19 protein-coding genes and 1 pseudogene are annotated in these 23,909 nt (G+C 70.4%); 11 read left to right on the top strand and 9 right to left on the bottom strand.

Annotation, left to right across the window (positions count from 1 at the left end; genetic code table 11):
* The first annotated feature begins 476 nt into the window (after positions 1 to 476).
* The 3 genes from A3IC_RS0137120 (at position 477) to A3IC_RS0137110 (ending at position 2,872) form a co-directional block, all read left to right on the top strand.
* Positions 477 to 806: a hypothetical protein gene (locus A3IC_RS0137120; protein ID WP_158696236.1), complete on the top strand. Its 330-nt coding sequence runs from the start codon at positions 477 to 479 to the stop codon at positions 804 to 806.
* Positions 803 to 1,579, top strand: coding sequence for a phosphotransferase (locus A3IC_RS0137115; protein WP_020555147.1), 777 nt, complete (start codon positions 803 to 805; stop codon positions 1,577 to 1,579). The genes A3IC_RS0137120 and A3IC_RS0137115 overlap by 4 nt, the downstream gene beginning before the upstream one ends.
* A gap of 531 nt (positions 1,580 to 2,110) precedes the next feature.
* Positions 2,111 to 2,872 carry an SDR family oxidoreductase gene (locus A3IC_RS0137110; protein ID WP_020555146.1) on the top strand — a complete coding sequence of 254 codons (762 nt, stop codon included), beginning with the start codon at positions 2,111 to 2,113 and terminating at the stop codon, positions 2,870 to 2,872.
* Between the two features lie 186 nt (positions 2,873 to 3,058).
* On the opposite strand, the gene A3IC_RS0137105 is transcribed toward A3IC_RS0137110, so the two are convergent.
* On the bottom strand, positions 3,059 to 4,642 hold the full coding sequence (locus A3IC_RS0137105) for an AMP-binding protein (protein WP_020555145.1): 1,584 nt from the start codon (positions 4,640 to 4,642) through the stop codon (positions 3,059 to 3,061).
* 245 nt (positions 4,643 to 4,887) lie between these two features.
* On the opposite strand from A3IC_RS0137105, the gene A3IC_RS0137100 reads away from it, so the two are divergent.
* The 4 genes from A3IC_RS0137100 (at position 4,888) to A3IC_RS0137085 (ending at position 9,376) form a co-directional block, all read left to right on the top strand.
* A complete protein-coding gene (locus A3IC_RS0137100) occupies positions 4,888 to 5,817 on the top strand; it encodes a Zn-ribbon domain-containing OB-fold protein (protein ID WP_205353580.1) in 930 nt (309 codons plus the stop codon).
* Entirely contained in the window at positions 5,817 to 6,962 is a 1,146-nt protein-coding gene (locus A3IC_RS0137095; protein ID WP_052173980.1) for a lipid-transfer protein, read from the top strand. The genes A3IC_RS0137100 and A3IC_RS0137095 overlap by 1 nt, the downstream gene beginning before the upstream one ends.
* The gene (locus tag A3IC_RS0137090) at positions 6,959 to 8,116 is read left to right on the top strand and encodes a thiolase domain-containing protein (protein WP_020555142.1); all 1,158 of its coding nucleotides are present in this window, start codon (positions 6,959 to 6,961) and stop codon (positions 8,114 to 8,116) included. The genes A3IC_RS0137095 and A3IC_RS0137090 overlap by 4 nt, the downstream gene beginning before the upstream one ends.
* Positions 8,117 to 8,251: 135 nt before the next feature.
* Positions 8,252 to 9,376: an NAD(P)H-dependent flavin oxidoreductase gene (locus A3IC_RS0137085; RefSeq protein WP_026219174.1), complete on the top strand. Its 1,125-nt coding sequence runs from the start codon at positions 8,252 to 8,254 to the stop codon at positions 9,374 to 9,376.
* Positions 9,377 to 9,590: 214 nt separating this feature from the next.
* Here the strand turns inward: A3IC_RS0137085 and A3IC_RS0137080 are convergent, their stop codons facing one another.
* Entirely contained in the window at positions 9,591 to 10,721 is a 1,131-nt protein-coding gene (locus A3IC_RS0137080; protein WP_020555140.1) for an Rv3169 family protein, read from the bottom strand.
* Between the two features lie 335 nt (positions 10,722 to 11,056).
* Between A3IC_RS0137080 and A3IC_RS58715 the strand changes: the two genes are divergently transcribed.
* Entirely contained in the window at positions 11,057 to 12,118 is a 1,062-nt protein-coding gene (locus tag A3IC_RS58715) for a tetratricopeptide repeat protein (protein ID WP_158696235.1), read from the top strand.
* A gap of 142 nt (positions 12,119 to 12,260) precedes the next feature.
* Here A3IC_RS58715 and A3IC_RS58710 read toward each other — a convergent pair whose 3' ends face one another.
* The gene (locus A3IC_RS58710; RefSeq protein WP_086018520.1) at positions 12,261 to 13,139 is read right to left on the bottom strand and encodes an MHYT domain-containing protein; all 879 of its coding nucleotides are present in this window, start codon (positions 13,137 to 13,139) and stop codon (positions 12,261 to 12,263) included.
* 124 nt (positions 13,140 to 13,263) lie between these two features.
* Positions 13,264 to 14,370, bottom strand: a complete 1,107-nt coding sequence (locus tag A3IC_RS0137065) for a P1 family peptidase (protein WP_020555137.1) — start codon at positions 14,368 to 14,370, stop codon at positions 13,264 to 13,266.
* Between the two features lie 143 nt (positions 14,371 to 14,513).
* Between A3IC_RS0137065 and A3IC_RS70310 the strand changes: the two genes are divergently transcribed.
* On the top strand, positions 14,514 to 15,809 hold the full coding sequence (locus tag A3IC_RS70310) for an MFS transporter (RefSeq protein WP_020555136.1): 1,296 nt from the start codon (positions 14,514 to 14,516) through the stop codon (positions 15,807 to 15,809).
* Here the strand turns inward: A3IC_RS70310 and A3IC_RS65725 are convergent.
* Positions 15,743 to 16,417, bottom strand: a pseudogene (locus A3IC_RS65725) (TetR/AcrR family transcriptional regulator); the annotation flags it as partial. The gene A3IC_RS70310 and the pseudogene A3IC_RS65725 sit on opposite strands and share 67 nt — an antisense overlap.
* 169 nt (positions 16,418 to 16,586) lie before the next feature.
* Here A3IC_RS65725 and A3IC_RS0137050 point away from each other — a divergent pair.
* Positions 16,587 to 18,110, top strand: coding sequence for an MFS transporter (locus A3IC_RS0137050; protein WP_026219172.1), 1,524 nt, complete (start codon positions 16,587 to 16,589; stop codon positions 18,108 to 18,110).
* 109 nt (positions 18,111 to 18,219) lie between these two features.
* On the opposite strand, the gene A3IC_RS58705 is transcribed toward A3IC_RS0137050, so the two are convergent.
* The 4 genes from A3IC_RS58705 to A3IC_RS58695 all read right to left on the bottom strand — a co-directional run bounded on the left by A3IC_RS58705 (position 18,220) and on the right by A3IC_RS58695 (position 22,225).
* On the bottom strand, positions 18,220 to 18,798 hold the full coding sequence (locus tag A3IC_RS58705) for a DUF4383 domain-containing protein (protein WP_020555132.1): 579 nt from the start codon (positions 18,796 to 18,798) through the stop codon (positions 18,220 to 18,222).
* Positions 18,799 to 18,896: 98 nt separating this feature from the next.
* Positions 18,897 to 20,093 carry a cytochrome P450 gene (locus A3IC_RS58700; protein WP_020555131.1) on the bottom strand — a complete coding sequence of 399 codons (1,197 nt, stop codon included), beginning with the start codon at positions 20,091 to 20,093 and terminating at the stop codon, positions 18,897 to 18,899.
* Positions 20,094 to 20,253: 160 nt separating this feature from the next.
* Positions 20,254 to 20,793, bottom strand: a complete 540-nt coding sequence (locus tag A3IC_RS0137035) for a Rieske (2Fe-2S) protein (protein WP_020555130.1) — start codon at positions 20,791 to 20,793, stop codon at positions 20,254 to 20,256.
* Positions 20,726 to 22,225: a sensor histidine kinase gene (locus tag A3IC_RS58695; RefSeq protein WP_020555129.1), complete on the bottom strand. Its 1,500-nt coding sequence runs from the start codon at positions 22,223 to 22,225 to the stop codon at positions 20,726 to 20,728. The genes A3IC_RS0137035 and A3IC_RS58695 overlap by 68 nt, the downstream gene beginning before the upstream one ends.
* 670 nt (positions 22,226 to 22,895) lie before the next feature.
* On the opposite strand from A3IC_RS58695, the gene A3IC_RS0137025 reads away from it, so the two are divergent.
* Positions 22,896 to 23,831 (top strand): trypsin-like serine peptidase, encoded by a 936-nt coding sequence (locus A3IC_RS0137025; protein ID WP_020555128.1) that lies wholly within the window; start codon positions 22,896 to 22,898, stop codon positions 23,829 to 23,831.
* Positions 23,832 to 23,909 lie beyond the last annotated feature (78 nt).

Raw genomic sequence — 23,909 nt, 5'->3', positions numbered from 1 at the left:
GTGAGCGATTCGCTACATGTGGTGACCTCACCCCTCTTTGGTCGTACTTCTCCTTGCTCTGACGGGAGGCCATTTCCTGTGGCTGAGACTCCCCAACCAGCTGACGCAGCAGGTGTTTACGCGCACCTGTGCAGGCACCCCGGTGCCTGGATTCGGGATGGCAGATCCGGTTTGTGTGGCATCTGCGTGTCATCGACGGAGCTGCTCGTGGTTGCTCGGACGCCTGGTGGCACGTGCTTCCGGACCCGGCTGCTCGATGTCGAGATCTTGGAGACGGAGGTAGCCGTAGCTGCCTTGTACACGCCGCCGGTCGGCCCTTTTACCTCAGGCTGATTGAGCCGAGGAGAGGAGCGCCGGTATCAAGTGCCGGCCGGGTGGCGATCCACACCGTCGCTCCATTTCCAGACAGCGGCCGGGGTTCTCGATTCCAGCCGTGAGCCCGGCCGCTGTCGCCATCTATCCACCGTGAGGCAGTGATGGAGATTCAAGAATATCCAGCCGAGGGGCAGTTGCCGATCCGTGTCGGCTCGCGTGTCCGGCACGTCGATGAGCACGCCGAGTTGCCCGACGGGACGATCGTTGCGCTTCCCGCAGCCTCGGAGCGCGTCGCCGTCGTGCAGCCGCAGCAGGTGGGGCGGTCGCCGTACCTGTGTCCGATCGGTCATCTGGTCGTGCTCGACCTGGACGCCGAACTCACGGCATTGACAAGGCAGTTGCGGCGCGTCGACGAGTTCGGGTGCGCTGTGGGTCGTCCGCTTTCGGTGCCCATCGCGCCCGGTGGCGAGACCATGCGGGAGGCGATGTGACCAGGCGCTACGCATGGCGGGAACTGCCCTATCAGGTCACCGAATTCGTCGAGAAGACCGTCGGCCCCGTGCACGCCGTCGAACCCGTCACCGGACCCCACACCAGTTCCTTCGCCGCGTCCGTCACCACCCCCACCGGCCTCGTGTTCGTCAAAGCCGCCGAAGAGGCCACCGCCCCCCTGTCCGCCCGGGCCCAGACCAGCGAGATCGCGGCGAGTGCCGTCACGGGCATCCTGTCTCCGCGCCTGTTGCACCACGGCGCGGTCGACGGGTGGCGGGTCCTCGTCTTCGAGCACGTCGAGGGTCGCCCCGTACGGCTGTGTCTCCGCTCGCCCGACATGGCCCAGGTGGTCGGGGTCGTGGACCGCATCGGGCGCATCCAACCCGGCCGCAGCGCCGGGCTGCCCACGCTCGTCGGCCGGCTGCGGGAACACCTCCCCGCCACCCGGACCGGCCCGCTGTGCGGCAACCGCCTCCTGCACACGGACCTGACCTCGGCCAACATGATCATCCGATCCGACGGCCGACTCTCCGTCGTGGACTGGGGCCAGGTGGCGCTGGGCCCACGGTGGGCGGAGATCGGCCACCTGGGCGCGGCGCTCCATCACGAGGGCCACGACCTCGGCGAGATCCGTCGCTGGATGTGGCGATTCCCCGACTGGCGCCGCACAGCCCTCACCGCCCGCCGAGCACTCGCGGAGGCGATGATCGGCCACACCGACGGCCGCGACACCTGGTGGATCAGCCTGGTCGAACCACCCATCGCGGGCTGAACCGCACCCACCGCACCCACCGGCGAGCGGAGGTCACGACGACAACCTCCGCTCGCCGCGGATCGAACCCGAACCACACTCTTCATGCACAGCCTGTGGACAATCCCGGACGCGACCCCGACGGCCCTGTGGACGGCGACTCGAACGAGGCCGCTCGGCCCTCGTCCTCGCATGCGTGATCCGAGCAACGTGTGGGTCACCAGGATCGCGTCCATGGGCCCAGGCCGCGAGCAGCCAAGAGAAGCTGGACCTCAGTCGTCTCCGCGCGAAGTACCGCCCAATCCGGCATGCCGCAGGCCAACGAGCCCCTCACGCCGCCACGCGCTCGCCCACCGCACCCGGCCCGACACCCGCCACACCGCCACCCGCAGACCGGTCCCGCGCCTTCCGACAGCGCTCGCAAAAAGCTTCCCCACCCGCCCGTCACACTTTTTTCGGCCCGTCCGTCAGGGAAGCAGGAGCCCACCAAGGGCCCCGACGAAGAGACCGGGAACCGAAACGAAGACCCGGTCCGAACAACGGGAGCAAGTCATGACGAAGTCGATCCTGGTCACCGGTGGTACGGGCACGCTGGGCCGCTTGGTCGTCCCGATGCTGCGCGACGCGGGCAACAACGTTCGGGTACTCAGCCGCACCGGGGGCGCCGCCCAGGAAGGCGTCGAGTACGTGACCGCCGACCTGCTCAAGAACGAGGGTGTCGAAGCCGCCGTCGCCGGGGTGGACACCATCCTGCACCTGGCGGGCGGCCCCAAGGGCGACGACGAGGCCACCCGCAACCTGGTCCGGGCCGCGAAGGACGCCGACGTACGGCACCTGGTCTACATCTCGGTGATCGGCGCCGACCGCGTCCCGCTGGGCTACTTCAAGGCCAAGCTGGGCGCCGAGCAGGCGGTGGCCGAGTCGGGCCTGCCGTGGACCACGCTGCGCGCCGCCCAGTTCCACCAGCTGATGCTGACCGTGATGGGCAAGATGACGAAGCTGCCCGTCGTCCCGGTCCCCGGCGGGGTCCGCCTCCAGCCGGTGGACGTGCGCGATGTGGCCGAGCGCATGGTCGAGTTGACTCTCGGCGAGCCGGCCGGCCTGGTGCCGGACCTGGCGGGGCCGAAGGTCTACACGATGGGCGAGGCGATCGGCAGCTACCTCACGGCCAACGGCAAGCGTCGCCCGAAGCTGCCGGTCCGCTTCCCGGGAAAGGCCGGCCGCGCCTACCGCGCCGGCGAGAACCTGACCCTGGAAGGCGCCACCGTCGGCACCCGCACCTGGGAGGCCGCCCTCACCGAACTCGCGAGCTGACCCTCCGCGGCATCCCCGCACCACAACCGCGACATGGGGAAAAGCTCCCAGCCGGCGACAGCCCGGCCGCCGCCCCGGACACGGGCCGACCACCGCGACGCGCGCGCGGTGCGCCGTACGCCGTGCGCCACCCGCAGGCACGAGCCGCCGACCGGGGCCGCCGACCGGGAGCCGCAGCTCCGCCCCTCAGTTCACCTGCCGCCCACCCTCGCCCCAATACCGCGCCCGCAGCGTCTTCTTGTCCGGCTTGCCCAGCGGCGACAGCGGAATCGTGTCGGCGAAGTCGATCGACTTGGGCGCCTGTACCGCGCCCTTGCGCTCCTTCACCAGCGCGATCAGCTCGGCCGGATCCACCTCGTGTCCGGGCCTCAGCACCACGACCGCCTTGACCGCCTCGCCCCACTTGTCGTCCGGCACCCCGACCACCGCGACCGCGGCCACCGCCGGATGGGCCGAGATCACGTCCTCCACCTCACGCGGGAAGACGTTGAAGCCGCCGGTGATGATCATGTCCTTTTTGCGGTCCACGATGGTCAGGAACCCGTCCGGGTCCGCCCGGGCGATGTCGCCGGTGTGCAACCACCCACCACGCAACGCCTCTTCGGTCTGCTCGGGCTTGTTGAGGTAGCCGGCCATCACCAGCGGACCGCGTACGCAGATCTCGCCCGGCTCGCCCTGGGGCACCTCGTTCAGGTCCTCGTCGAGCAGCTTCACCGTCAGGAACGGCACCGGCCGACCGCACGAGGCAAGCCGCGCCGGGTCGTTCGGGTCGTGCTCGTCCCGGCGCATGACCGTGATCGTCATCGGGCACTCGGCCTGGCCGTAGTACTGGAAGAAGATCGGCCCCAGCCGCTCGATGCCCTCCTTCAACCGCGCCGGCGACATCGCGGAGGCACCGTAGAACACGGTCTCCAGGCTGGACAGGTCGTACTTGTCCAGGTCGGGGTGATCCAGGAGCACGTACAACATCGTCGGCACCAGCATCGTCGCGGTGATCCGATACTTCTCGATCGCCGCGAGCACCTGCTTCGGATCGAAGTGCGGCAGCACCACGATCGAACCGCCACGCAGCAGCGTGGGGATGAACGCCGACATGCCCGCGTGCGACAGCGGCGTCGCCACCAGGAAGCGCACCTCGTCCGGCCAGTCCCACTCGGCGAGTTGCACGGTCGGCAGGGTCACTCCGGAGCGGTAGGTGGACATCACGCCCTTGGGCCGACCGGTGGTCCCGCCGGTGTACGCGTAGCCCGAGACGTCCTCGGCGCTCACCTCCGGCGGCGTGAGCACCCCCGGCTCGAACTTCGCGGCCAGCGCGAGCAGATCCGTGCCCAGGTCACCCGAATCCGGTCCGAACGCCAGCAACTTCAGGTGCGGCAGCCGCTCCTTGAGCGCCGCGGCCCGCTCGCCGTACGGCCCCGGGTCGTAGATCAGCGCCTCGACGCCGGCGTCGGCCAGTACGTACGCGTGATCCTCCAGCGAGCCCATCGGATGCAGCGGCGTCGCGCGACAGCCGGTCAGCATGTTGCAGCCGGTCGCGAACAACACCTCGGGCCGGTTCGCGGACAGCACCGAGACCATGGTGCCCTTGACCACACCCAGCGACGCGTACGCCTGTTGGTATCGGCTGATCTCGTCGCGCACCCGACCGGCCGTCAAGACGCGGTCGCCGATGTACATCGCGGGCTTGTCGGCGTGCCTGGTCAGTGCGTGCAGGAGCAGATCGGGGACGAATACCGGGCGGTGCAGCGCGGCGGGCAGGTCGTACGACATCTGCGGCTTCCCCTCGGAGATGGCGGATGGTGGCCGATCGTGGTGGACCGTGGCGCATGCCGAGTACCGAAGGCATCGACATACGACATGCGAGAACATGTTTTCGCCATCCATTGACCTCGTCAAGGAACCTTACCTATCGTTCGGCCGGTGGCCGACCTCGTTCCCAGGCCGAGAGGATGACCGTGTCGACACAGACCGTCAGTACTATCCAGTTCCCTTACAAGCGCACACTCGGACCGGTCATGGGTCGCTTCTTCTCGGAGCTGACCGCCCGTCGGATCGTCGGGATCCGGTCCGGTGAGCGGGTGATCGTGCCGCCCATGGAGTACGACCCGGAGACCGGGAACGAGCTCGCGCACGACTTCGTCGAGGTGGGTCCGGCGGGCACCGTCCGGTCCTGGACGTGGGTCGCCGAGCCGATCGAATCGCACCCGCTGGACCGGCCGTTCGCCTTCGTCCTGGTACGCCTGGACGGCGCCGACACCGACCTCGTGCACGTGCTCGACGCGGGCAGCGAGGACGCGGTGCACACCGGCATGCGCGTCGCCCCGCGCTGGCGCGACGAGCCGGTCGGCCGGATCGACGACATCGTCTGCTTCGTCCCCGGCGAGCACGCCGACAGCCCCGAGGGCGAGCCCGGCGAGGCGCAGGACGTCACGACCATGGAGTACTTCTCCAAGATCACCTACACCGACGTGCTCTCGCCCACGCTCGTCCGCTACGCGAACAACCTGCGGGCCGGCCGACTGACCGGGCAGCGCTGCCCGCAGTGCAACCGGGTCTTCCTGGGCCGCGGTTACTGCTCGGTGGACGCCATCCTGCTCGGACCCGAGCTGGACGAGGTGCTGCCCGACCGCGGTGTGGTCTCCAACTACACGATCATCACGCCGACGCCGTATCCCGGCCAGAAGGAGACCGAGCCGTTCGCGCGTGCCTCCGTCGTGCTCGAAGGCGACGAGATGGTGATCGCGCAGCAGCAGATCCTGGACATCCCGGTGTCCGAGATCCGGGTGGGCATGCGGGTGCGGGCGGAGTGGATGCCCGACGCCGAGCGGGACGCGGCGGAGATCACCAGCAAGGGCTGGGGCACGGTCGCGGGCTTCATCAAGGGCTGGCGGCACACCGGTGAGCCGGACGAGCCCGCCGAGCAGTACATGAACCGGGTGTTCTGATGACGGCGCGTCAAAACGCGGGCGAGACAAGGGAGACGGCAGTGCGGCAGGACAGCGACATCGCGATCGTCGCGACCGCGCAGCTCCCGGCGGTGCGCCGACAGGAGCTCACCGAGACCGAGATGCTGCTGATGGTCGTCGACGAGGCCCTGGACAAGGTCGGGCTCAAGCGCTCCGACATCGGGTTCAGCTGCCAGGGGTCGTGCGACTACATCTCCGGTGGCACGTTCTCGTTCGTGCCCAACCTGGACGCGATGGGCGCGTGGCCGCCGATCCACGAGTCGCACGTCGAGATGGACGGCGCGTGGGCGATGTACGAGGCGTGGGTGCGCCTCAAGCACGGCGACATCGACATCGCGGTCGCGATGGGCTCGGGCAAGTCCTCCACCGGCGACCCGGCCGCGATGTACCCGCTCGAACTCGACCCGTACTACCTCGCGCCGCTCGGCCTGGACCCGGTCTCGCTCGCCGCGCTCCAGGCCCGGCAGTTGATCGAGTCCGGCAAGACCACCGAACGCGAACTCGCCGAGATCGCCGCGCGCTCGCGCCGCGACGCGGCGGGCAACCCCAACCAGCAGGTGCGGGGCGCCGAGCAGGACGTGGACAAGCTGCTCGCCGAGGGCTACCTGCGCAATCCGCTGCGCAAGAGCGACCTGCCGCCGATCTCGGACGGCGCCTGCGCGGTCGTGCTCGTGCGCGGCCCGCGTGCCGCCGAACTGACCGAGCGCCCGGCCTGGATCACCGGCCTCGACCACCGCAGCGAGGTGCACAACCCGGCGCTGCGCGACCTGACCGACTCCGCCTCGACCCGGATCGCCGGGCAGCGGGCGGGCGGTGTGGCCGGCGTCGAGGTGGCCGAGCTGATGGCGCCGTTCACCGCGCAGGAGGTGATCCTGCGGCAGTCGCTGGGCCTGGCCGAGGACGTGGTGATCAACCCGTCCGGCGGCGCGCTCACCGGCAACCCGCTGATGGCCACCGGCCTGGTGCGGATCGCCGCCGCGGCCGACCAGATCCTGATCAACGGGCGCTCGCGCACGCTCGGGCACGCCACGTCGGGCCCGGCACTCCAGCAGAACCTCGTCTGTGTCCTGGAAGGTGACACCGGAGCCGAGGGTGACCCCGCCGCGAAAGGTGACAACCGATGACCCATGAGCGCGTTGCCGTCGTCGGCATCGGCCAGACCAAGCACAAGAAGCGGCGCGACGACCTGTCGATCGCGGGCCTGGTCCGCGAGGCCGCCCAGCGCGCGTTGGACGACGCGCGGATGACCTGGAGCGACATCGACGCGGTGGTGATCGGGAAGGCGCCCGACATCTTCGAGGGCGTGATGAAGCCCGAGCTCTACCTCTCGGACGCACTCGGCGGGGCCGGCAAGCCGGTGTTTCGCGTGCACACCGCGGGCAGCGTGGGCGGGTCCACGGCGATCGTCGCCTCACACCTGATCAGCAGCCGGGTACACAAGCGCGTGTTGGCCGTCGCGTGGGAGAAGCAGTCCGAGGGGAACGCGCAATTCGGGCTCGGCGGCGGCAAGTCCGGGTCGATCGGCGCGGGCGGCGCGTTCGCGCCGTGGATTCGGGCGTACATCCAAAAGTCCGGGGCGCCCGAGCACATCGGCTGGCAGGTGGCGGTCAAGGACCGGCAGAACGCGCTGCGCAACCAGTACGCGCACCTGCAGCTCAAGGACATCTCGATCGACAAGGTCCGCGAGTCGCCGATGATGTGGGACCCGCTGCACTTCCTGGAGTCGTGCCCGTCCTCGGACGGCGCCGGCGCGATCGTGCTGACCGACGAGGCGGGCGGCGACGCGGCGGCGGCCGACGGCCGGGCCCCGGCCTGGATCCTGGGCACCTCGATGCGCTCCGAACCGTCGTCGTTCAACGGCCGCGACCCGATCCGCCCCCAGGCCGGCATCGACTGCGCGTGGGATGTGTACAGGCAGGCCGGGATCACCGACCCGCGGCGGCAGATCGACGTGGCCGAGTTGTACGTGCCGTTCTCCTGGTACGAGCCGATGTGGCTGGAGGGCCACGACATCGCGCCCGTGGGCGAGGGCTGGAAGATGGTCGACCGCGGCGAGACCGCGTTCGACGGTGACTTCCCGGTGAACCCGTCGGGCGGCGTGTTGTCCTCCAACCCGATCGGCGCCTCCGGCATGCTGCGCTTCCTGGAGGCGGCGCTCCAGGTTCGGGGCGCGGCCGGGGAGCACCAGGTGGACGGTGCGAAGGTCGCGCTGGCTCAGGCGTACGGCGCGGCGGCCCAGTACTTCGCGATGTGGGCGGTGGGCGCGGACAAGCCGTAGCCGCCGGTGACCATGCGTAGCCGCGCATAGCCGCTCGGTTCCGCATCCCGCAAAATGGTAAGGCTCCTTGACCTTGATTTGGTCAAGGAGCCTTCCTATTCTGGGGCCTTCACCCGGTGACCGGAGGTTCTGGCGATGAAGCCCCCCATCTGCGTGAAGCTCGGGATCGACTTCCCGATCTTCGCGTTCTCCCACTGCCGCGACGTGGTCGCGGCGGTCAGCCGAGCCGGCGGCTTCGGCGTGCTCGGTGCGCTCGCGTTCGACCCCGAGCAGTTGGAGGTCGAGCTCGCCTGGCTCGACGAGCACACCGACGGCAAGCCGTACGGCGTCGACCTGGCGATCCCGATGGCGTACATCGGCAAGGGCGGTGGCGAGGCCGCGCTGCCGAGCAACCTGGAGAAGCTGATCCCGGAGGAGCACTGGAAGTTCGTCGACGAACTCCTGGACAGCCACGGGATTCCGCCGCTGCCCGCCGAGCTGGCGGACAGGCCGGTCAAGGCCGCCGGGCTGAACGTGGACCTGGAGTCGCGCGCGCAGATCCAGGTCTCGCTCAAGCACCCGCTGGTCAAGATGTTCGTCAACGCGCTCGGCCCGCCGCCGGCCGACATCATCGACGCGTGCCACGACGCGGGTGTCCTGGTCGGGGCGCTGTGCGGCAGCCCGCGGCACGCGCAGAAGCAGGTCGAGGCGGGCGTGGACGTGGTGGTCGCGCAGGGCACCGAGGCCGGCGGGCACTGCGGCGAGATCTCCACGATGGTGCTCATCCCGCAGGTCGTGGACACGGTGGGGCCGGACATCCCGGTGCTCGCGGCCGGCGGCATCGGCGGCGGTCGGCAGATGGCCGCGGCGCTTGCGCTCGGCGCCCAGGGGGTGTGGACCGGCAGCCTGTGGCTGACCGTCGCCGAGGCGGACACCCACGAGGTGTCGGTGCAGAACCTGTTGGAGGCCAAGTCCACCGACACGGTGCGCTCGCGGGCGATGACCGGCAAGCCGGCCCGCCAGCTCAGGTCCGGATGGACGGACGCGTGGGAGGATCCGGCCAATCCCGATCCGCTGCCGATGCCGCTCCAGGGCATCATCTTCAACGCGGCGTCCCGGCGCTTCACCCGGACCAGGAACAAGGAGCTCAACGGCTGGCCGGTGGGCCAGGTCGTGGGCATGCTCGACAAGGTCCGGCCGACCCAGGAGGTCGTCCTGTCCCTGGTCGAGGAGTGGATCGAGACCACGGAGCGGCTGAGCGCGTTCCTGGCCGAGGACTGAGCCCACCGGACCGCATCCGGCCGAGACCTGCCGGGCCGGGCGCGCGGGAGGACTCGCGTGCACGGCCCGGCGGTCGGCGGGTCACGGGAGGAGTGACACCGGTCCCGCGCCTATGGATACCGCGAACTGTCCCGGTATTTCAGCAACTTATGCGTTTTCGGAGTGTCGGCGACGAATGCCCGGTAAAATCCGCCGGCTTCGCTCCCGGTGGGCGCTACGGGGCGACCGAGTCCCACCCGGTGAAGCCCGACGGGTCGTGTCGGCCGAACGTGCCGTGTTCGAAGATGCCCACGCCTTCGGCGAGCAGTGCGCCGTCGGGACCGGTGAGTCGGGCGGTCGCGACGTGGTCGATCACGCTGAACGGGATGCGCTTGGCCACCTCGGGGTCCTTCTGCTCGTACACCGCGCCGTCGAGGTAGTCCTCGCCCTTCCACTGGCCGTGGCCCCAGTCCGGGTCGCCGCCGTAGCCCGCGCCCACGTTGAGCGCGATGTACCCGTGGTTGTCCAGGTGCAGCGTGAGCGCATTGCGCTTGCGGTCGGTCAAATGGATCGCCGCGCCCTCGGGCAGCCGAGTGCCGGACGTGTAGCGCACGTCGAACTCGGGCCAGCCGAGTTGCTCGGGCGCCTTGCCGGTGTCGAGCGGGAAGACCCGGATCGCCTCGGTCAGGAAACGATGCCCCTCGGCCGACTCCTGGGCGATGATCATCAGCGCCTGATCGCCGAGGTGGATGGGGATCCAGTTCCACCAGAACCCGGCGGTCTGCGCGGGGCGCCCGGCCGGCGGCGCCTCGCCCGACGGGCGGATGCCCCAGGAGCGGTCGCGCGAGCCGGACCAGGTCTGCGGCGTGACGGCGATCTCCTCGCCGTCCAGGGTCACCGTGCCGGTCCAGTCGCCGATCTGCACGAAGCGCGACGCGTCCAGGAGCGGCTTGAAGTCGCTGCGCTGCACGTGTCGAGGTTCCGGCAGCGGCGCGAACGGCGAGGTGAAGGTGAGGTCGATCGAGATGCCCTGATCCGGCGCGTCGCACACCACACGCACACTGGCCAGCGGCTCCAGCACCTCGATCCGGTACGGCCCCACCTCCTGCCTGAGCCGGTCCGGGCCGAGCGCGCCCGACATCCGCACCGCGTGCTGACGGCCGTCCTTGCGGATCACCACGTACGCGTCGATCACCCCCAGGTTGGGGTAGACGCCGAGGCCGGTCGCGATCTGGACGCCGCCCGCGCGGTCGTAGGCGTGCATGATGCAGCGGTCGTAGAAGTTCCGGTCGGTCGAGCCGACTTCGCTGTGGAACAGCGGGACCTGGTGGACCGGGTATTCGTCCAGGGGCACGGGGATCGGCATCGGATTCCTCCTGACCACGCGCCGACGGTGCGCCGACGCGTTGGCGCTGGTTGAGACGTCGTGCGAGTCTGCGGCAAATCATTGACGCAATCAAGCGTCCCGGGCGTAGGGGCGGCGGTGTCCGTCGTGACGGGTCGATCCGTTCGCCGCGCCGTCCATGCGGCCTAATGCGCCACCCGGTTGGCCGTCCCGACATGCGTGCGGTTGCCGCTCTCGATGAGACGCGTGTTACTGAAAGTGTCCATGTGAAGGGATGTACCGCCGGGCCGCGCCGTTTCTCCTCCAAGGGCGGAGCGGCGGTCGGGGCGGAAGTCCGCGACGCGTCGGGAGAGATCATGAGCCACCAGCAAGACCTCGTCATCTGCCGCGAACTCGGCGACCGCAACGGCGAGGGTCGGGCGTTGAACAACCTCGGTACCGCCCTCCAGCAGGTGCGGCGCTTCGACGAAGCGATCAAGGCCCACCAGGAAGACCTCGCGCTGTCCCGCGAGCAGGGAGACCAGCACGGCGAGGGTCAGGCGCTGGGCAATCTCGGCACCGCGCTCCAGCAGGTGCGGCGCTTCGACGAAGCGATCGATGCCCACCGCCAAGCCGCCGCGCTGTTCGCGGAACTCGACGACCGTCACCGCGAGGCCCAAGTCCTCAACAACCTCGGCACCGCGCTCCAGGAGGTGCGCCGGTACGAGGAGGCGAACGAGGCCCATCGCGAGGCCGCCGTCCTGTTCGCGGATCTGGACGACCACCACCGCGAGGCGCAGGCCCTGAACAACTTCGGCATCGCCCTCCAGGAGATGCGCCGCTTCATCGAGGCGATCGAGGTCCACCGCCAAGCCGCCGCGCTGTTCGCGGATCTGGACGACCACCACCGCGAGGGGCAGGCCCTGAACAACTTCGGCATCGGCCTTCGGGAGATGCGCCGGTTCGTCGAGGCGATCGAGGTCCACCGGCAGGCCGCCACGCTGTTCACCGAACTCGACGACCTCCACCGCCAGGGCCAGGCCCTGGACTACCTCGGGGCCGCACTCCACCAGGTGCGCAAGTTCGAGGAGGCCGCCACCGCGCACGAGCAGGCCGCGAACCTGTTCGCCAAGTTCGGCGACCAGCACCGCGAGGGCCAGGCGCTGAACAGCCTCGGAGCCGCACTCCAGCAGTTGCGCAGGTTCGACGAGGCCGCCCTCGCGCACGAGCAGGCCGCGACCCTGTTCGCCGCGCTCGGCGACCACGACCGAGAGGACCAGGCCCGCGCCAACGTGGGCTCCGCCCGAAAGCAGGCACAGGAAGACAAGGAACCCCGCATGGGGCTGCGCGAAAGGCTCGCCGCCAGACGCCGTGAGCGCCGTGAGCGCCCCTTCGACGCGATCACCCCCCTGGGTCCGGTACTGGAACCGACGCAGTAGCGAGCCGGGTCGGGTCCGGCGTGATGGGGCCGGGTCGGCGTGATGGGGCCGACGGCATGGGGCCGGCGGGGCCAAGTGCCCCGCCGGCCCCTCGCGCGTCGCGGGGCCTCGCCGACAAGAATTCGGAATTCTCGATTCCGGATCAGCGGCCCGAGTGGAAGTAATCGTGGGGGTCGGTTTGTGTTCCGCGGCGGTGGGATGTGCGCGGGCCGGGCCGGTTTCCGGCCGGGGGTGAGCCGATTCGGTTGTCTTCCAGCCGGGCCAATCGGGCGTTGAGTTCGTCCTCTTCCTTGATCTCGTCGGCGGATGGCGACAGGGCGACGATGAACAGTGTGATCACCGTGAAAAGGCTGATGCCGGTGATCAACGGCGCGAGGAATTGGGACGCCTCCGCGCCGTGCACCATCCCGTGTCGACCCTCGGTGCGCACACGCATTGCGGACATTCCCGTGTAGTGCATTCCGCTGACCGCCAGGCCCATGATCAACGCGGCGCCCGCGGTCGCCGCGAGCCCACTCACATTGAGTGCGGCCCACAGTGCCGCGGTGGCCGCGACCACCGCGATCAGGATCGACAGGCCGACGCGGAACGAGTCGTATTCGACCGAGCCGTCCAGGCTCATCGCGGCCATGCCCATGTAGTGCATGATCGCCACGCCGCCGCCGGTGATCACCCCGCCGAGTACCAGCCCCACCGTGCCCGCGTTGTGCCGACCGGCGACTGCCATACCGATGCCGACCACCACCACCGCGAGCACCAGCGAGGTCATCGTCTTGGCCACGTCGTATCGAATCGGGGACTCGCGCACCGAGAATCCGAGCATGCCGATGAAATGCATGACCCAGATTCCGGTGCCGCCGATCGAGGCCGCCCCCAAAACCAACCAGCGCGCTCGCACCCAACCGCGTACCGCCCGCGCCCGTGTCGTGCAGAGCAGCCCGAGAGCCGATCCGACGCATGACATGAGGTAGGCGATGCCCGGGGTGACGGCTCCGTAAGCGAAATGATCTACGTGTCCCATGCCGGCAAACCGCCCCGTTAGTTCGGGCCCCCTGGGAAGCGGGGAAATGTCATCGTCGAATCGCCGATGATAGGGCAGTCCCGCCGGCTCCTCTGCGGCGGGTTTCCCAATTCGGAATCGTCGATCAAGATCGTCGGTGCCCGTATGCGGAGCTGGAATTCGGATAGAGATCTCGGTAGGCCGGGACTTCACCGCCGCCCTTCGCGGCCAGCACGCCATGCAGTACCGCCCGGGCGAATACATCCGCCGCCGCCGCGTGGATCAGGGTCAGCGCGGCGGCCTCCGCGTTCACTCCGTAGGGCGTGTCCGGATCGGGTGTGGGCAGCGGTACCCGGGCCGTGGACACCGCGAAGATGGTGTCGCCGTCGTAGAGCGTGTGCACCGGCCGGATCGCCCGGGCCAGCCCGTCGTGCGCGACGCCCGCCACCTTTTGCGCCTGTGACCTGGTCAGCACCGCGTCGGTGGCCACGATCCCGATCGTGGTGTTGAGCGTGGGCGGCATCCCGGCCGAGGCCGCGGCGCGGGTCAACGCGGCGGCGTGCTCGGCGTGTTCGGGAGCGGTCAGCGGGAACTCGGCGGGCAGCCCGAGGCCGGCCGCGTACGGCAGTCCGCCGATCGGGTCCACCGCCGACCCCGCCGCGTTGACCACCGCGAGCGCCGCGACGGTGACCCCGCCGGGCAACACCACGCTCGCCGTGCCCACCCCGCCGCGCAGGCCGCCGACCATCGCACCGGTGCCGGCCCCCACGCTGCCCAGCGGCACCGCCGCGTGCTCCGGCTCGGCGTCGGCCGCCGCGATCGCCGCCCGGCCCAACGCCGCATCGGGCCGACGTGCCCAGTCGCCGCCACGCCCGAGGTCGAACAACGACGCGGCCGGCACCACCGGCACCACCTGATGCGGCTCCGTGCCCACCGGGAATCCCCGGCCCCGCTCGGCCAGCCACGCCACCACGCCGCTCGCCGCGTCCAGACCGAACGCGCTGCCCCCGCTGAGCACGATCGCCTCGATCCGGGGCACCAGGTTGCGCGGGTCGAGCGCGTCCAACTCGCGGGTGCCCGGCGCGCCGCCGCGCACGTCCACGCCGGCCACGAAGCCGCCGACCGGGCCGAGCAGCACGGTGGTTCCGGTCATCGCGCCGGCGTCGGTGTAGGCGGCGTGCCCGACCCGCAGGCCGGCCACGTCGGTGATCGCGTTGCGCGGCCCGACCCGGTACTCCTCGACATCGAACATGTGGCCTCCCCAAAGTGGTGGAACGTGTTGCGGTGGTCCTGTTCCCATGCTGCTCCATGGGCCATGTCTCATGATTCAAGATATTCGTCTCAATCTCTGAGAAAGCTTGTAATGTGCACACATATTGACGTGGAGGTGGCGCGATGGGGGAGAGCCGACGCTGGCTGATGCTGGCCATCGGGATGTGCGCACAACTGGCGAGTTGCGTGTTCCTGTACGGCCTCGCCTATCTCGTCCCGGTGCTGCGCGCGGACGAGGGCATGTCGCTCGCGCAGGCCGGCACCGTCGTGGCGTGTCCGACCTTCGGTCTGCTGCTGACCCTGGTGTTGTGGGGCGCGGCGGCGGATCGCTGGGGCGAGCGCCGGGTGATGGCGGTGGGCCTGGCGTTGGCCGGCGGCGCGATCGCGGTGGCCCTGGCGGGCAACGGCGTGGTGTGGCTGGGCGGTTGGCTCGCGGTCGCGGGTGCGTGCTCGGCGGCCGTGAACGCGGCCAGCGGGCGGGTCGTGCTGGGCTGGTTCGCGCCCGAGCAGCGCGGGCTGGCGATGGGCATGCGGCAGATGGCTCAGCCGCTGGGCATGGTGGCCGGCGCGTTGGTGTTGCCGCCGATCGGCACCCACGCGGGCTTTCGGGCCGCGCTGGTCTTCCCGGCCGTGCTGTGCGTGGTGGGTGCGGCGCTGGTCGCGGTGCTCGTTCGCGATCCGGCCCGACCGGCGCGCCCGCTGGGCGCGGCCCGACCCGCCTCTCCCTACGATTCGCCCGTCCTGTACCGAATACACGCGGCCAGCGCGTTGCTGGTGGTGTCCCAGTTCGTCGTGGTGTCCTTCGCCGCGGACTATCTGGTCTCCGAGCACGAGTGGACCGCGACCGCGGCCGGTCGGCTGCTCGCGGCTGTGCAACTGGTCGCGGCGGGCACCCGGATCGCGGTCGGCCGCTGGTCGGACCTGGTCGGCTCCCGGCTGCGGCCGATGCGCACGCTGTGCGTGGTCAACGCCGTGGTGGTCGGCGCGCTCGCGCTGACCGCGGCGATCGGCGGGCCGGTGGCCATCGTCTTCCTGCTGCTCGCCTCGGTGGCCACGGTGAGCTGGAACGGACTGGCGTTCACCGCAGTCGCCGAACTCGCGGGCAGCGCGTGGGCGGGACGGGTGATGGGCATCCAGAACACCGGCCAGAACCTGACCGCCGCCGCCGGGCCACCGCTGTTCGGAGTGATCATCGGCGGCCCGGGCGGCTATGTCACCGCGTACACGATCTGCGCGGTGATCCCGGTCCTGGCCGGGTTCCTGACGCCCGGTCAGGACTCCCGGTCGGTGTACGCGACCATGCCGAGCAACAACACGTCGATGCCGAACGCGAAGCGCTCGTCGCCGTCTCCGGAGGTGAGCGCGTCGCCGAGCGAGGTCAGGGTCGGGAAGCGGGCGGCGGGCAAGGAGGCGAAGTAGTCGTGCACGCGGGTGTAGTAGGCCCCGCGCTCTTCGTCGGTGGCCCCGTGCATGGTGTTCTGGCCGCCCATTTCCAGGCCGGACGTCACCGTGTACATGGACAGCAGATCGGCCGCGAACGCGCTGACCTTCGCGGACAGTCCGCCCGCGCGCAGGATCGCCAGCAGCCGCTCCGTGGAGTCCAGCGAGTTCGGCCCGATCGGCACCGCGCCGATCAGCGCGCGGCCGAGATCGCGGTGTGAGGCGTAGACGTCGCGGATCGCGAACATCGCCTCGCGCAGTTGCTCGCGCCAGCGGTCGGGATCCGCAGTCGGGATCAGCACTTCTCCGTTGACCCGGTCGACCACCAGTTCCACGAGCTCTTCCTTGCTCGCGACGTACGCGTACAAGGAGGCCGCTCCGGTGTCGAAGCGCTGGGCGACCCGGCGCATGCTCAGCGCGTCCAGCCCCTCCGCGTCGATGATCTCCAGCGCGGCGGTGACGATCGCCTCCTGGCTCAGCGCCGGCTTGCGCGGAGAGCGACTTTTGGGCGACGTGCGCCACGGCGGTACGGGTACTTCGGGAACCTCGGACACGGCGCCACCTCCTCGATCGACCTCGCCGACCATCCGGCTTTACGAACACTGTACTTGACGCGAACAGTGTTCGCGACTAAAACGATGTTCGTGGAGTAAACGCCGTTCGAACTACGAACAGCGTTCGAGGGACGAGGACCGGCGGCGTGCGATCAGTGTTCGGCGGCGGCGGGCAGTGTTCGACGAGCAGCAGGGGGAGACGATGGAAACCGACATCACCAAGGCGGTGACGACCGCGGCCGAGCCGGGGGAGCGCCGTGCGTCCTACCCACTCCGGTGGATCGGCCTCGCGGTGGTCATGGGCGCCGACATCATGGACCTGCTCGACGCGACCATCGTCAACGTGGCGGGCCCCGGCATCCGGGACGCCCTCGGCGGCACCTCGACCCACCTCCAGTGGTTCTCGGCCGCGTACACGCTGGCGTTCGCGATGTTCCTGATCACCGGCGCCCGGCTGGGCGACATCCTCGGTCGGCGTCGGATGTTCCTCGGCGGGGTGCTCGCCTTCACCCTCACCTCGGCGCTGTGCGGCCTCGCGCAATCGCCGGAGATGCTGATCGGCGCCCGCGGCCTGCAGGGCCTGGCCGCCGCGATGATGGTGCCGCAGGCGCTCGGGCTGATCCGGGAGATGTTCGACGAGCGCGAGGTCGGCGCGGCGTTCGCGGTGTTCGGTCCGGCGATGGGCCTGGCCGCGGTGCTCGGTCCGATCCTGGGCGGGGTGGTGATGGACGCCGACGTGTTCGGCCTGGGCTGGCGCGCGGTGTTCCTGGTGAACGTGCCGCTGGGACTGTTCGCCTTCTTCGCCGGCGCCACCGTGGTGCCCCGACCCACCGCCGCGGCGGCCGGTGCGCGCCGGCCGGGCTTGGACGTCGTCGGCATGATCCTGGTCACCGCCGCGATGGTGCTGCTCGTGTACCCGTTGGTCCAGGGTCGCGAACAGGGCTGGCCCGGCTGGACGTTCGCCTGCATGGCCGGTTCGCTGCCGGTGCTCGCGCTGTTCGCCTGGTACGAGGTGCACAGCAGCCGCGCGGGTCGCGACGCACTCGTGGAGATCAGCCTGTTCCGCAACCGCGCCTTCACCGGGGCCCTCGCGGTCGGCCTGATGATGTTCGGCTCGATGATCGGCCTGATGCTCGTGCTCGGCATCTATCTCCAGGTCGGCCTGGGCTGGACGGCGACGCACGCGGCGCTCGCGCTGATCCCGTGGTCGCTCGGCTCGACCGTCGGCGCCGGGCTGGCCGGCGCGGTGCTTGCCGCCAAGTACGGCCGCCGGGTCCTGCACGCGGGCCTGCTGGTCGGCCTGCTCGGGGTGGCGGGCATCGGCATCACCATCGCGATGCACGACGGCCCGGTGAACGCCTGGGTCCTGCTGCCGGCCACGGCGCTCGCCGGCTTCGGCTTCGGACTGCTGATGGCACCGTTCTTCGGCATCGCGTTGGCCGGGGTCGACGACCACGAGATCGGCTCGGCCTCGGGTGTGCTCAACGCGGTCCAGCAGCTCGCGGGCGCGCTGGGGGTGGCACTGTTCGGCACGCTGTTCTTTGGCCACGTGGAGGACAACGTGGGCGCGGCGCACGGGGCGGACGCGGTGCGCGCGGTGTTCGACGACGCGTTCACGATCGGTCTCACGGCCAGTGCGCTCGCGCTGGCCGCGGCGTGGGCACTCGCGTTCCTGATGCCGCGCCGGGAGCGTCCGCCGGGCGCGGAGGGCGGCGCGGGCCACTGAGGCGACAGGGGATGTCGGACGCGCATCGGCGCCGGAGGGGCTCGATCGAGCCCCTCCGGCGCCGATGCGCGTCCTGCCTGGGGTCGCCCGTCCGCCGGACAGGGCCCAGCTAGTGGCTGCCGGCGATGCCGTGTCGGGACGGGCCGCTGCCGACCGCCGATGCCCCGTCGCGGGAGAGCACCGAGGCCCGGCTGCGGTAGGCGTCCTCGCGGGCCGCCCGGTCCGGGTGGCGCTGGCGCCAGTACGGGTTGTCGTGCGGCAGATGGCCGCTGACCCTCCCGTACAGGCCGAACGTCATCACCAGCAGACCGACCACGAAGCTGAAGATCACGTTCGGCATCTTGAAGGACAGGTAGTTGATGTCCGGCGTGCCCATCAGGCCCAGGTTGACGAAACCGCTGATCACGAACAACGTTCCCACCACGATGTTCACGGTCGAGGCGGTGTTGCCGCCGATGATCGCGCCGACGATCAGGATCGCGCCGACCACGACGGAGATCAGGCTCAGCGCGCCGTTGGTGGACATCCCGGCGACCTGGCGCCCGGTGGTGGAGAAGAAACCGACGTTGTTCGTGAACCCCAGGACACCGAACGTGATCAGCACGAGTCCCATGAACCCGCCGCCGTATCGGTAGACCTGTCCGAGCCGGTGATCGACCGGCATGCCTTCGTCCAACAAGCCCGGCATGGTCGCCTCCCAACGATTATCTGTGCGAAAACTCCTCTTCATCCCTTTTCCCGGAAATGCCGGTTCAACGCCGTCGAGCGGTTCCGCGGGCCGGCGGTTCAGCCGATCAGTTGCACATGTGCCTCGCGGATTCCGTATACGAAGGCGTTCGGCATCTGTACCACCGCGCTGCCCGGGACCGGCCGCAGCTCGCGCACCCGGGCGAGCAGCTCCTCGAAGAAGACCCGGATCTCCAGCCGGGCCAATGGCGCGCCGAGGCAGAAGTGGGTGCCGAAGCCGAAGGTGATGTGGTCGTTGGGTGTGCGCGTCACGTCGAATCGCTCGGGCTCGGCGAACACCGCCGGGTCGCGATTGGCGGAGCCGTACATCAGCACCACCTGGTGTCCGTCCGGGATCACCGTGTCACCGACGCGCTGGTCCCCGACGGCGACCCGGCACATGTTGTGGATGGGTGTGCTGTACCTGATGAACTCCTCCGTCGCCACCGCGAGGTCGGCGCCCGCGCGCAGCAGGTCCCACTGATCCGGGTGTTCGAGCAGATACAGGAAGGTACGCGCGATCACCGTGCGGGTGGTCTCCGCGCCGCCGTCGAGCAGCAGCAGGCAGTCGCTCGCCACGTCGGCCGGTCCCACCGGCTCGCCGTCGATGTGGGCCGTGGTCCACACCGACATCACGTCGTCGGCCGGACACGCCTTCTTCGTCTCGTACAGCCCCAGCGCCGACCGGATGAACTCGCCCGCCGCGGCCCGGCCGTCCTCGCTCAGATAGCGCGGGCCGCCGCCGAGTGCGATGGTGCGCTCCGACCAGTCACGCAGCTTGGGCCAGTCCTCGTCCGGGAAACCGAGCAGGCGACCGATCATCTTCGCGGGCAGCACGGACGCGAGGTCGCCGACCACCTCGACGGTGCCCTTGGCCACGGCGGCGTCCAGGATCCGTACGCAGGTCTCGCGCACGTGCTCCTCCCACTCGCGCACGCCGCGTGGGGTGAACCACTTGCTGACCAGCTTGCGCCGCTTGTTGTGCAGTGGGTTGTCCAGGCCGATGATCGCCGGGTCGGCGGGCAGGTTCGGGCGGTAACCACCCTTGTTCCGGTCGGAGTTGACGAAGTGCTCGCTGCGCGCCTCGACGTCCTTGACGTCCGCGTGGCGGAAGATGCCCCACAGTTCGTTGCCCGCGTCCCAGGCGACGGGTTCGTGCTCACGAAACCACGCGTAGTCCGGGTAGGGGCCGTTCGCGTACCAGTCGCCGTCGAGCAGATCCAGGCTCGGTCGCGGGGTCGGCGGTGTCTTCGTCATGCGCAGGGTCCTCCGGATCGCGTCCTGGCCCGGGACGGGCTCGGGTACGCAATCACGAAGCGGGAGCGGAAACCATAGCCGCGCGGGTGATCCACCACCCGCGCGGTGCGGGTCCGGCCTACGCGGGCCGAAGCAGGGGGCTGCGTGGTGCCGGTCCGGCCTACGCGGGCTTCAGCACGACCTGGCCGTTGGCCACCGTGATCTGCTTCGCGGCGAGCGGGCGCGAGGCCGGGCCGCCGAGCACCGCGCCCGTGCTCGCGTCGAAGCTGCTGCCGTGGCACGGGCAATTGATCTTGCCGGCGGCGACACTGCCGACCAGGCACTGCTGGTGGGTGCACACCGCGGTGAACGCCTTGAAGTCGCCGGCGGTGGGCTGGGTGACCACGACCTTGGCGTCGTCGTAGATCTTGCCGCCGCCGACCGGCACGTCGCCGATCGGACCGAGCGTCTTGCCGTCGCCGGTGCCCGTGGGCGACTTGTCGCCGCCGGCACTCGCGGGCGTCTTCTCGCCGCCGGCGCTCTCGGGGGTCTTGTCCTTCGAATCGCCGTCGTCGCTGCCACACGCCACCAGCGTCGCACCGGCGGCGGCCACGACGGCGCCGCAGACCAGGACCCGCCGGGTCGGCTCGGCTCTACCGGTCCGTGCCGCTTTGGTCGTCGGTTCGGTGCCGGTCTCGGTGTTCGGGTCGGTCGTACGCATCAGGTGCCTCCGTCGTGGTACCCGGCGCCGGCCGATCACGCGGCGCCGATGCAACGGAAACGTACGCGAGCGGCTCGTGGTTCGACGGATCAGTGAAGCGAACGGGTTCAACGACTGCGGAGTCCGCGACGACGGGTTCGGCGGGCCCGGTCGGGCCGGCGTCTTCGGCCGGATCCACCGGATGACCGGCGGGTGCGGCGTCCGGGTCGAACTCGGCGCCCGGGCCCGGCTCGTCGGGTTCGTCGACGCGGCCCGGCAGGGTGAAGACGATCCGGGTTCCGTCGGTGTGATCGGTGTCCACGGCGATCCGGCCGCCGTGCTGTTCGACGATCCGCTTGGCCATCGCGAGTCCGATGCCGCTGCCGGTGTACGTCTCGCGCGGGTGCAGGCGTTGGAAGGCCGCGAACACCCGTTCCGCCGCCTCGGCGGGGATGCCGATCCCGTTGTCGGTCACGGTGATCCGCCACCCGTCGGCGGCGGGCTCGGCGTCGACGCGCACCCGCGGCCGCTCGTACGGGCGCTGGAACTTCACCGCGTTCCCGAGCAGATGCCGGATCAGCGTGGCCAGCAGTCCGGGATCGGCCTCGACCACCGGCAGTCGCCCGTGCTCCAGTTCGGCGCCGGTGTCCTCCACCTGGTCCGCCATGTCCAGCCAGGTCTGCCGGACCAGTTCGCCCAGATCGACCTCGACGCTCTCCGCGCGCGAGCGGCCCACCTCGGTGAGGGTGACCATCTCGTCGATGAGCATCTGGAGGCGGCGGGCGTTGTCGATGGTGAAGTCGATGTACTGCCGGCCGCGCCGATCCAGCACGTCCTCGTAGCGCTCCTGGAGCATCCGGCCGAACGAGACGATCCGGCGCAGCGGGTCCTGCATGTCGTGCGTCGCGGCGTACGCGAACCGATCCAGGTCGGCCTGGGCCAGCCGGGCCCGCCGCGCGTGTTCGTCGACCCGGGCGCGCAGCTCCGCCAGGTCGCGGACCAGGTCGCGGGCCCGCTCGCGCTCGCCCTCCAGGGCCCCATCCCGTTCGGCGAGCAGTTCGGTCAGCCGGGCGACCCGCTCCCGATCGCGGTGCGCCCGGTCCTCGCCGGCCCGGGCCCGGTCGCGCAGGGTCGCCATGGTGTCGGCGATCCGCTCGAACTCGCGGCTGTCGTAGCGCCCGGCCCGCGGCGGCTCCCGGCCCGGATCGGCCAGTCGGGCGAGCGGCCTCTCGACCGTGCGCCGCAGCGCGCTCTCGATCAGCACCGTCGACCCGACCACGAGCAACAGATCGCCGCCGAGCACCAGGAGCAGGCCGCGCGAGCGCGCGTCGCCGTCCAGGGTCAGTCCCACCGCGAGCGCGGCGACGGTGGCGAGCATGACCGCCACGCACGGCACCCAGATCAGCCGCAGCCGAGCACGCACCGTCCACCACGAGTCCTCGGAACCCGCCATCGATACCCCGCCCTCTCCGGCCGCCCTCGCTCCGCTCGACCCGCGCGGATCCCCTCGCCGGCCGCCGATGCGGAACCCCCTCGTGGAACAAGCAAATTGTGACAGTGCCGAGCCCGGGGCACGAGGGCATGATCCGGCCGCCCGCATCCGAGGGACCCCGAGACCCGTACGGATGAAGCGGCACATACGCCGTCGATCCCCCGGTAGGCGCGGCGCAATCGATCGGCCCGAGCGTTGTGGGGCGGCCGGTCCCGCCCGACGTCGTGGGCCCGGCACTCGTGCGGGCCGGACGGGCCGGTGCCACGGAATCGGTGCCAAGGACGTTTCTTAAGGCAGTCATAAATCACCCATACCGGGGTGTCGAGGCCGCCGACCCTCGGGATACGGTCGCAGGGTCGGCCGGGCGCGTTTGGAGAGACGGCGCCGAGCCGGCACGAGAAGAAGAGCGGGGGATTCCTGCGACCGTCGCCCACCTCCCACCCGTTGGGGCGACGGTCGGAGGAACACTTCGTCACGACCCGGTGACCATGCGGGTATCGGTCTGGTTCCTCCCCACCGGGGTATCCGTCCAGCCGGTAGCGTCCAGTGTCCGAGGTCGTAGCCCGCTGAGAATGGTGGTCGAGTGTCGCGACGAACTGCGGATGCCGAGGCGAGTCCGAGTAGGCGTCGGATGACGATCGGTGCGGCCTTTTGCCTGGTCGCGGTCCTGGTGGTGGTCGCACTGGCCTCGACCGGGCGAATCTCCGGCCATCCGAGATCGAGTGGCACCGGCGACGCCTCTCGCGGCTACCACCTCCCGGACCCGGCCGAGGGCGACCGGATCGCGGCGAGTCTGCTGGGCGCGGCACCCGTCCCTCCGCCCGAAGTGCCCGCTCTGCCCGCGCCCACGGAGTCCTCGACCGAGGTCGAGGACCTGCCGGTGTCCGACCCGCTGCACGCGAGCACGATCGCGGCGACCCCCGCGATCGGCGCACTGGTGCGTGCGGGGGACGGGGACGATCCGGAACACTTCTGCACCGCGACCGTGGTGCAGTCGCCGAACCGGAACCTGGTGGTCACCGCCGCGCACTGCGTGTACGGCGACGCCTTCGCGACCGACATGGCGTTCGCGCCCGGCTACCACGACGGCGTGATGCCGTACGGGGTGTGGGTCCCGTCCCGGATCGACGTGGACCCGCGCTGGATCACCGACCGGGACCCGGCCTACGACGTCGCGTTCCTCCAGGTCCGCCGCCCGGGCACGGACGAGCGGATCGAGATCGTCACCGGCGCCGAACAGCTCGCCTTCGACTTCGAGCCTTCGCGCCCGGCGCGGATGGTCGGTTACCCGGACGACGAGGACGAGCCGATCGGCTGCCAGAACACCACCGAGGCATACTCCGACACCCAACTGCGCTTCGACTGCGCGGGCTTCCCCGCCGGCACCAGCGGCGGCCCGATGCTCACCGAGATCGACCCCGCGAACGGCCGCGGCACGGTGATCGGCGTGATCGGCGGCTACGAGGAGGGCGGCGACGACCTCACCTCCTACAGCAGCTACTTCGGCCCCGACATCGCCGCCCTGTACGACCGGGCAAGCACCGCCGAGGTGGGCCCCACGACCTGAGGCCCCCCGACCTGAGGCCCCCCGAAGCCACTCCCGAAACGACGAAACCCCGGCCGAAGCCGGGGTTTCCTTGCCTGG

Origin of the sequence: Embleya scabrispora DSM 41855 (assembly GCF_000372745.1) — a bacterium.
In the GTDB taxonomy this organism is placed as follows: Bacteria; Actinomycetota; Actinomycetes; order Streptomycetales; family Streptomycetaceae; genus Embleya; species Embleya scabrispora.
Note: the sequence above shows the minus strand (reverse complement) of the source record. Positions and strands in the feature narration are given on the sequence as shown.

Bases quoted from the DNA above. Each gene is read 5' to 3' on its own strand.
- A3IC_RS0137025 (WP_020555128.1), top strand. From the start codon at position 22,896: ATGACGATCGGTGCGGCCTTTTGCCTGGTCGCGGTCCTGGTGGTGGTC.
- A3IC_RS0137110 (WP_020555146.1), top strand. From the start codon at position 2,111: ATGACGAAGTCGATCCTGGTCACCGGTGGTACGGGCACGCTGGGCCGC.
- A3IC_RS0137085 (WP_026219174.1), top strand. From the start codon at position 8,252: ATGAAGCCCCCCATCTGCGTGAAGCTCGGGATCGACTTCCCGATCTTC.
- A3IC_RS0137105 (WP_020555145.1), bottom strand. From the start codon at position 4,642: ATGTCGTACGACCTGCCCGCCGCGCTGCACCGCCCGGTATTCGTCCCC.
- A3IC_RS58700 (WP_020555131.1), bottom strand. From the start codon at position 20,093: ATGACGAAGACACCGCCGACCCCGCGACCGAGCCTGGATCTGCTCGAC.
- A3IC_RS58715 (WP_158696235.1), top strand. From the start codon at position 11,057: ATGAGCCACCAGCAAGACCTCGTCATCTGCCGCGAACTCGGCGACCGC.
- A3IC_RS0137100 (WP_205353580.1), top strand. From the start codon at position 4,888: ATGGGTCGCTTCTTCTCGGAGCTGACCGCCCGTCGGATCGTCGGGATC.
- A3IC_RS0137065 (WP_020555137.1), bottom strand. From the start codon at position 14,370: ATGTTCGATGTCGAGGAGTACCGGGTCGGGCCGCGCAACGCGATCACC.
- A3IC_RS0137035 (WP_020555130.1), bottom strand. From the start codon at position 20,793: ATGCGTACGACCGACCCGAACACCGAGACCGGCACCGAACCGACGACC.
- A3IC_RS58695 (WP_020555129.1), bottom strand. From the start codon at position 22,225: ATGGCGGGTTCCGAGGACTCGTGGTGGACGGTGCGTGCTCGGCTGCGG.
- A3IC_RS70310 (WP_020555136.1), top strand. From the start codon at position 14,514: ATGGGGGAGAGCCGACGCTGGCTGATGCTGGCCATCGGGATGTGCGCA.
- A3IC_RS0137090 (WP_020555142.1), top strand. From the start codon at position 6,959: ATGACCCATGAGCGCGTTGCCGTCGTCGGCATCGGCCAGACCAAGCAC.
- A3IC_RS0137120 (WP_158696236.1), top strand. From the start codon at position 477: ATGGAGATTCAAGAATATCCAGCCGAGGGGCAGTTGCCGATCCGTGTC.
- A3IC_RS0137050 (WP_026219172.1), top strand. From the start codon at position 16,587: ATGGAAACCGACATCACCAAGGCGGTGACGACCGCGGCCGAGCCGGGG.
- A3IC_RS58710 (WP_086018520.1), bottom strand. From the start codon at position 13,139: ATGGGACACGTAGATCATTTCGCTTACGGAGCCGTCACCCCGGGCATC.
- A3IC_RS0137095 (WP_052173980.1), top strand. From the start codon at position 5,817: ATGACGGCGCGTCAAAACGCGGGCGAGACAAGGGAGACGGCAGTGCGG.
- A3IC_RS0137080 (WP_020555140.1), bottom strand. From the start codon at position 10,721: ATGCCGATCCCCGTGCCCCTGGACGAATACCCGGTCCACCAGGTCCCG.
- A3IC_RS58705 (WP_020555132.1), bottom strand. From the start codon at position 18,798: ATGCCGGGCTTGTTGGACGAAGGCATGCCGGTCGATCACCGGCTCGGA.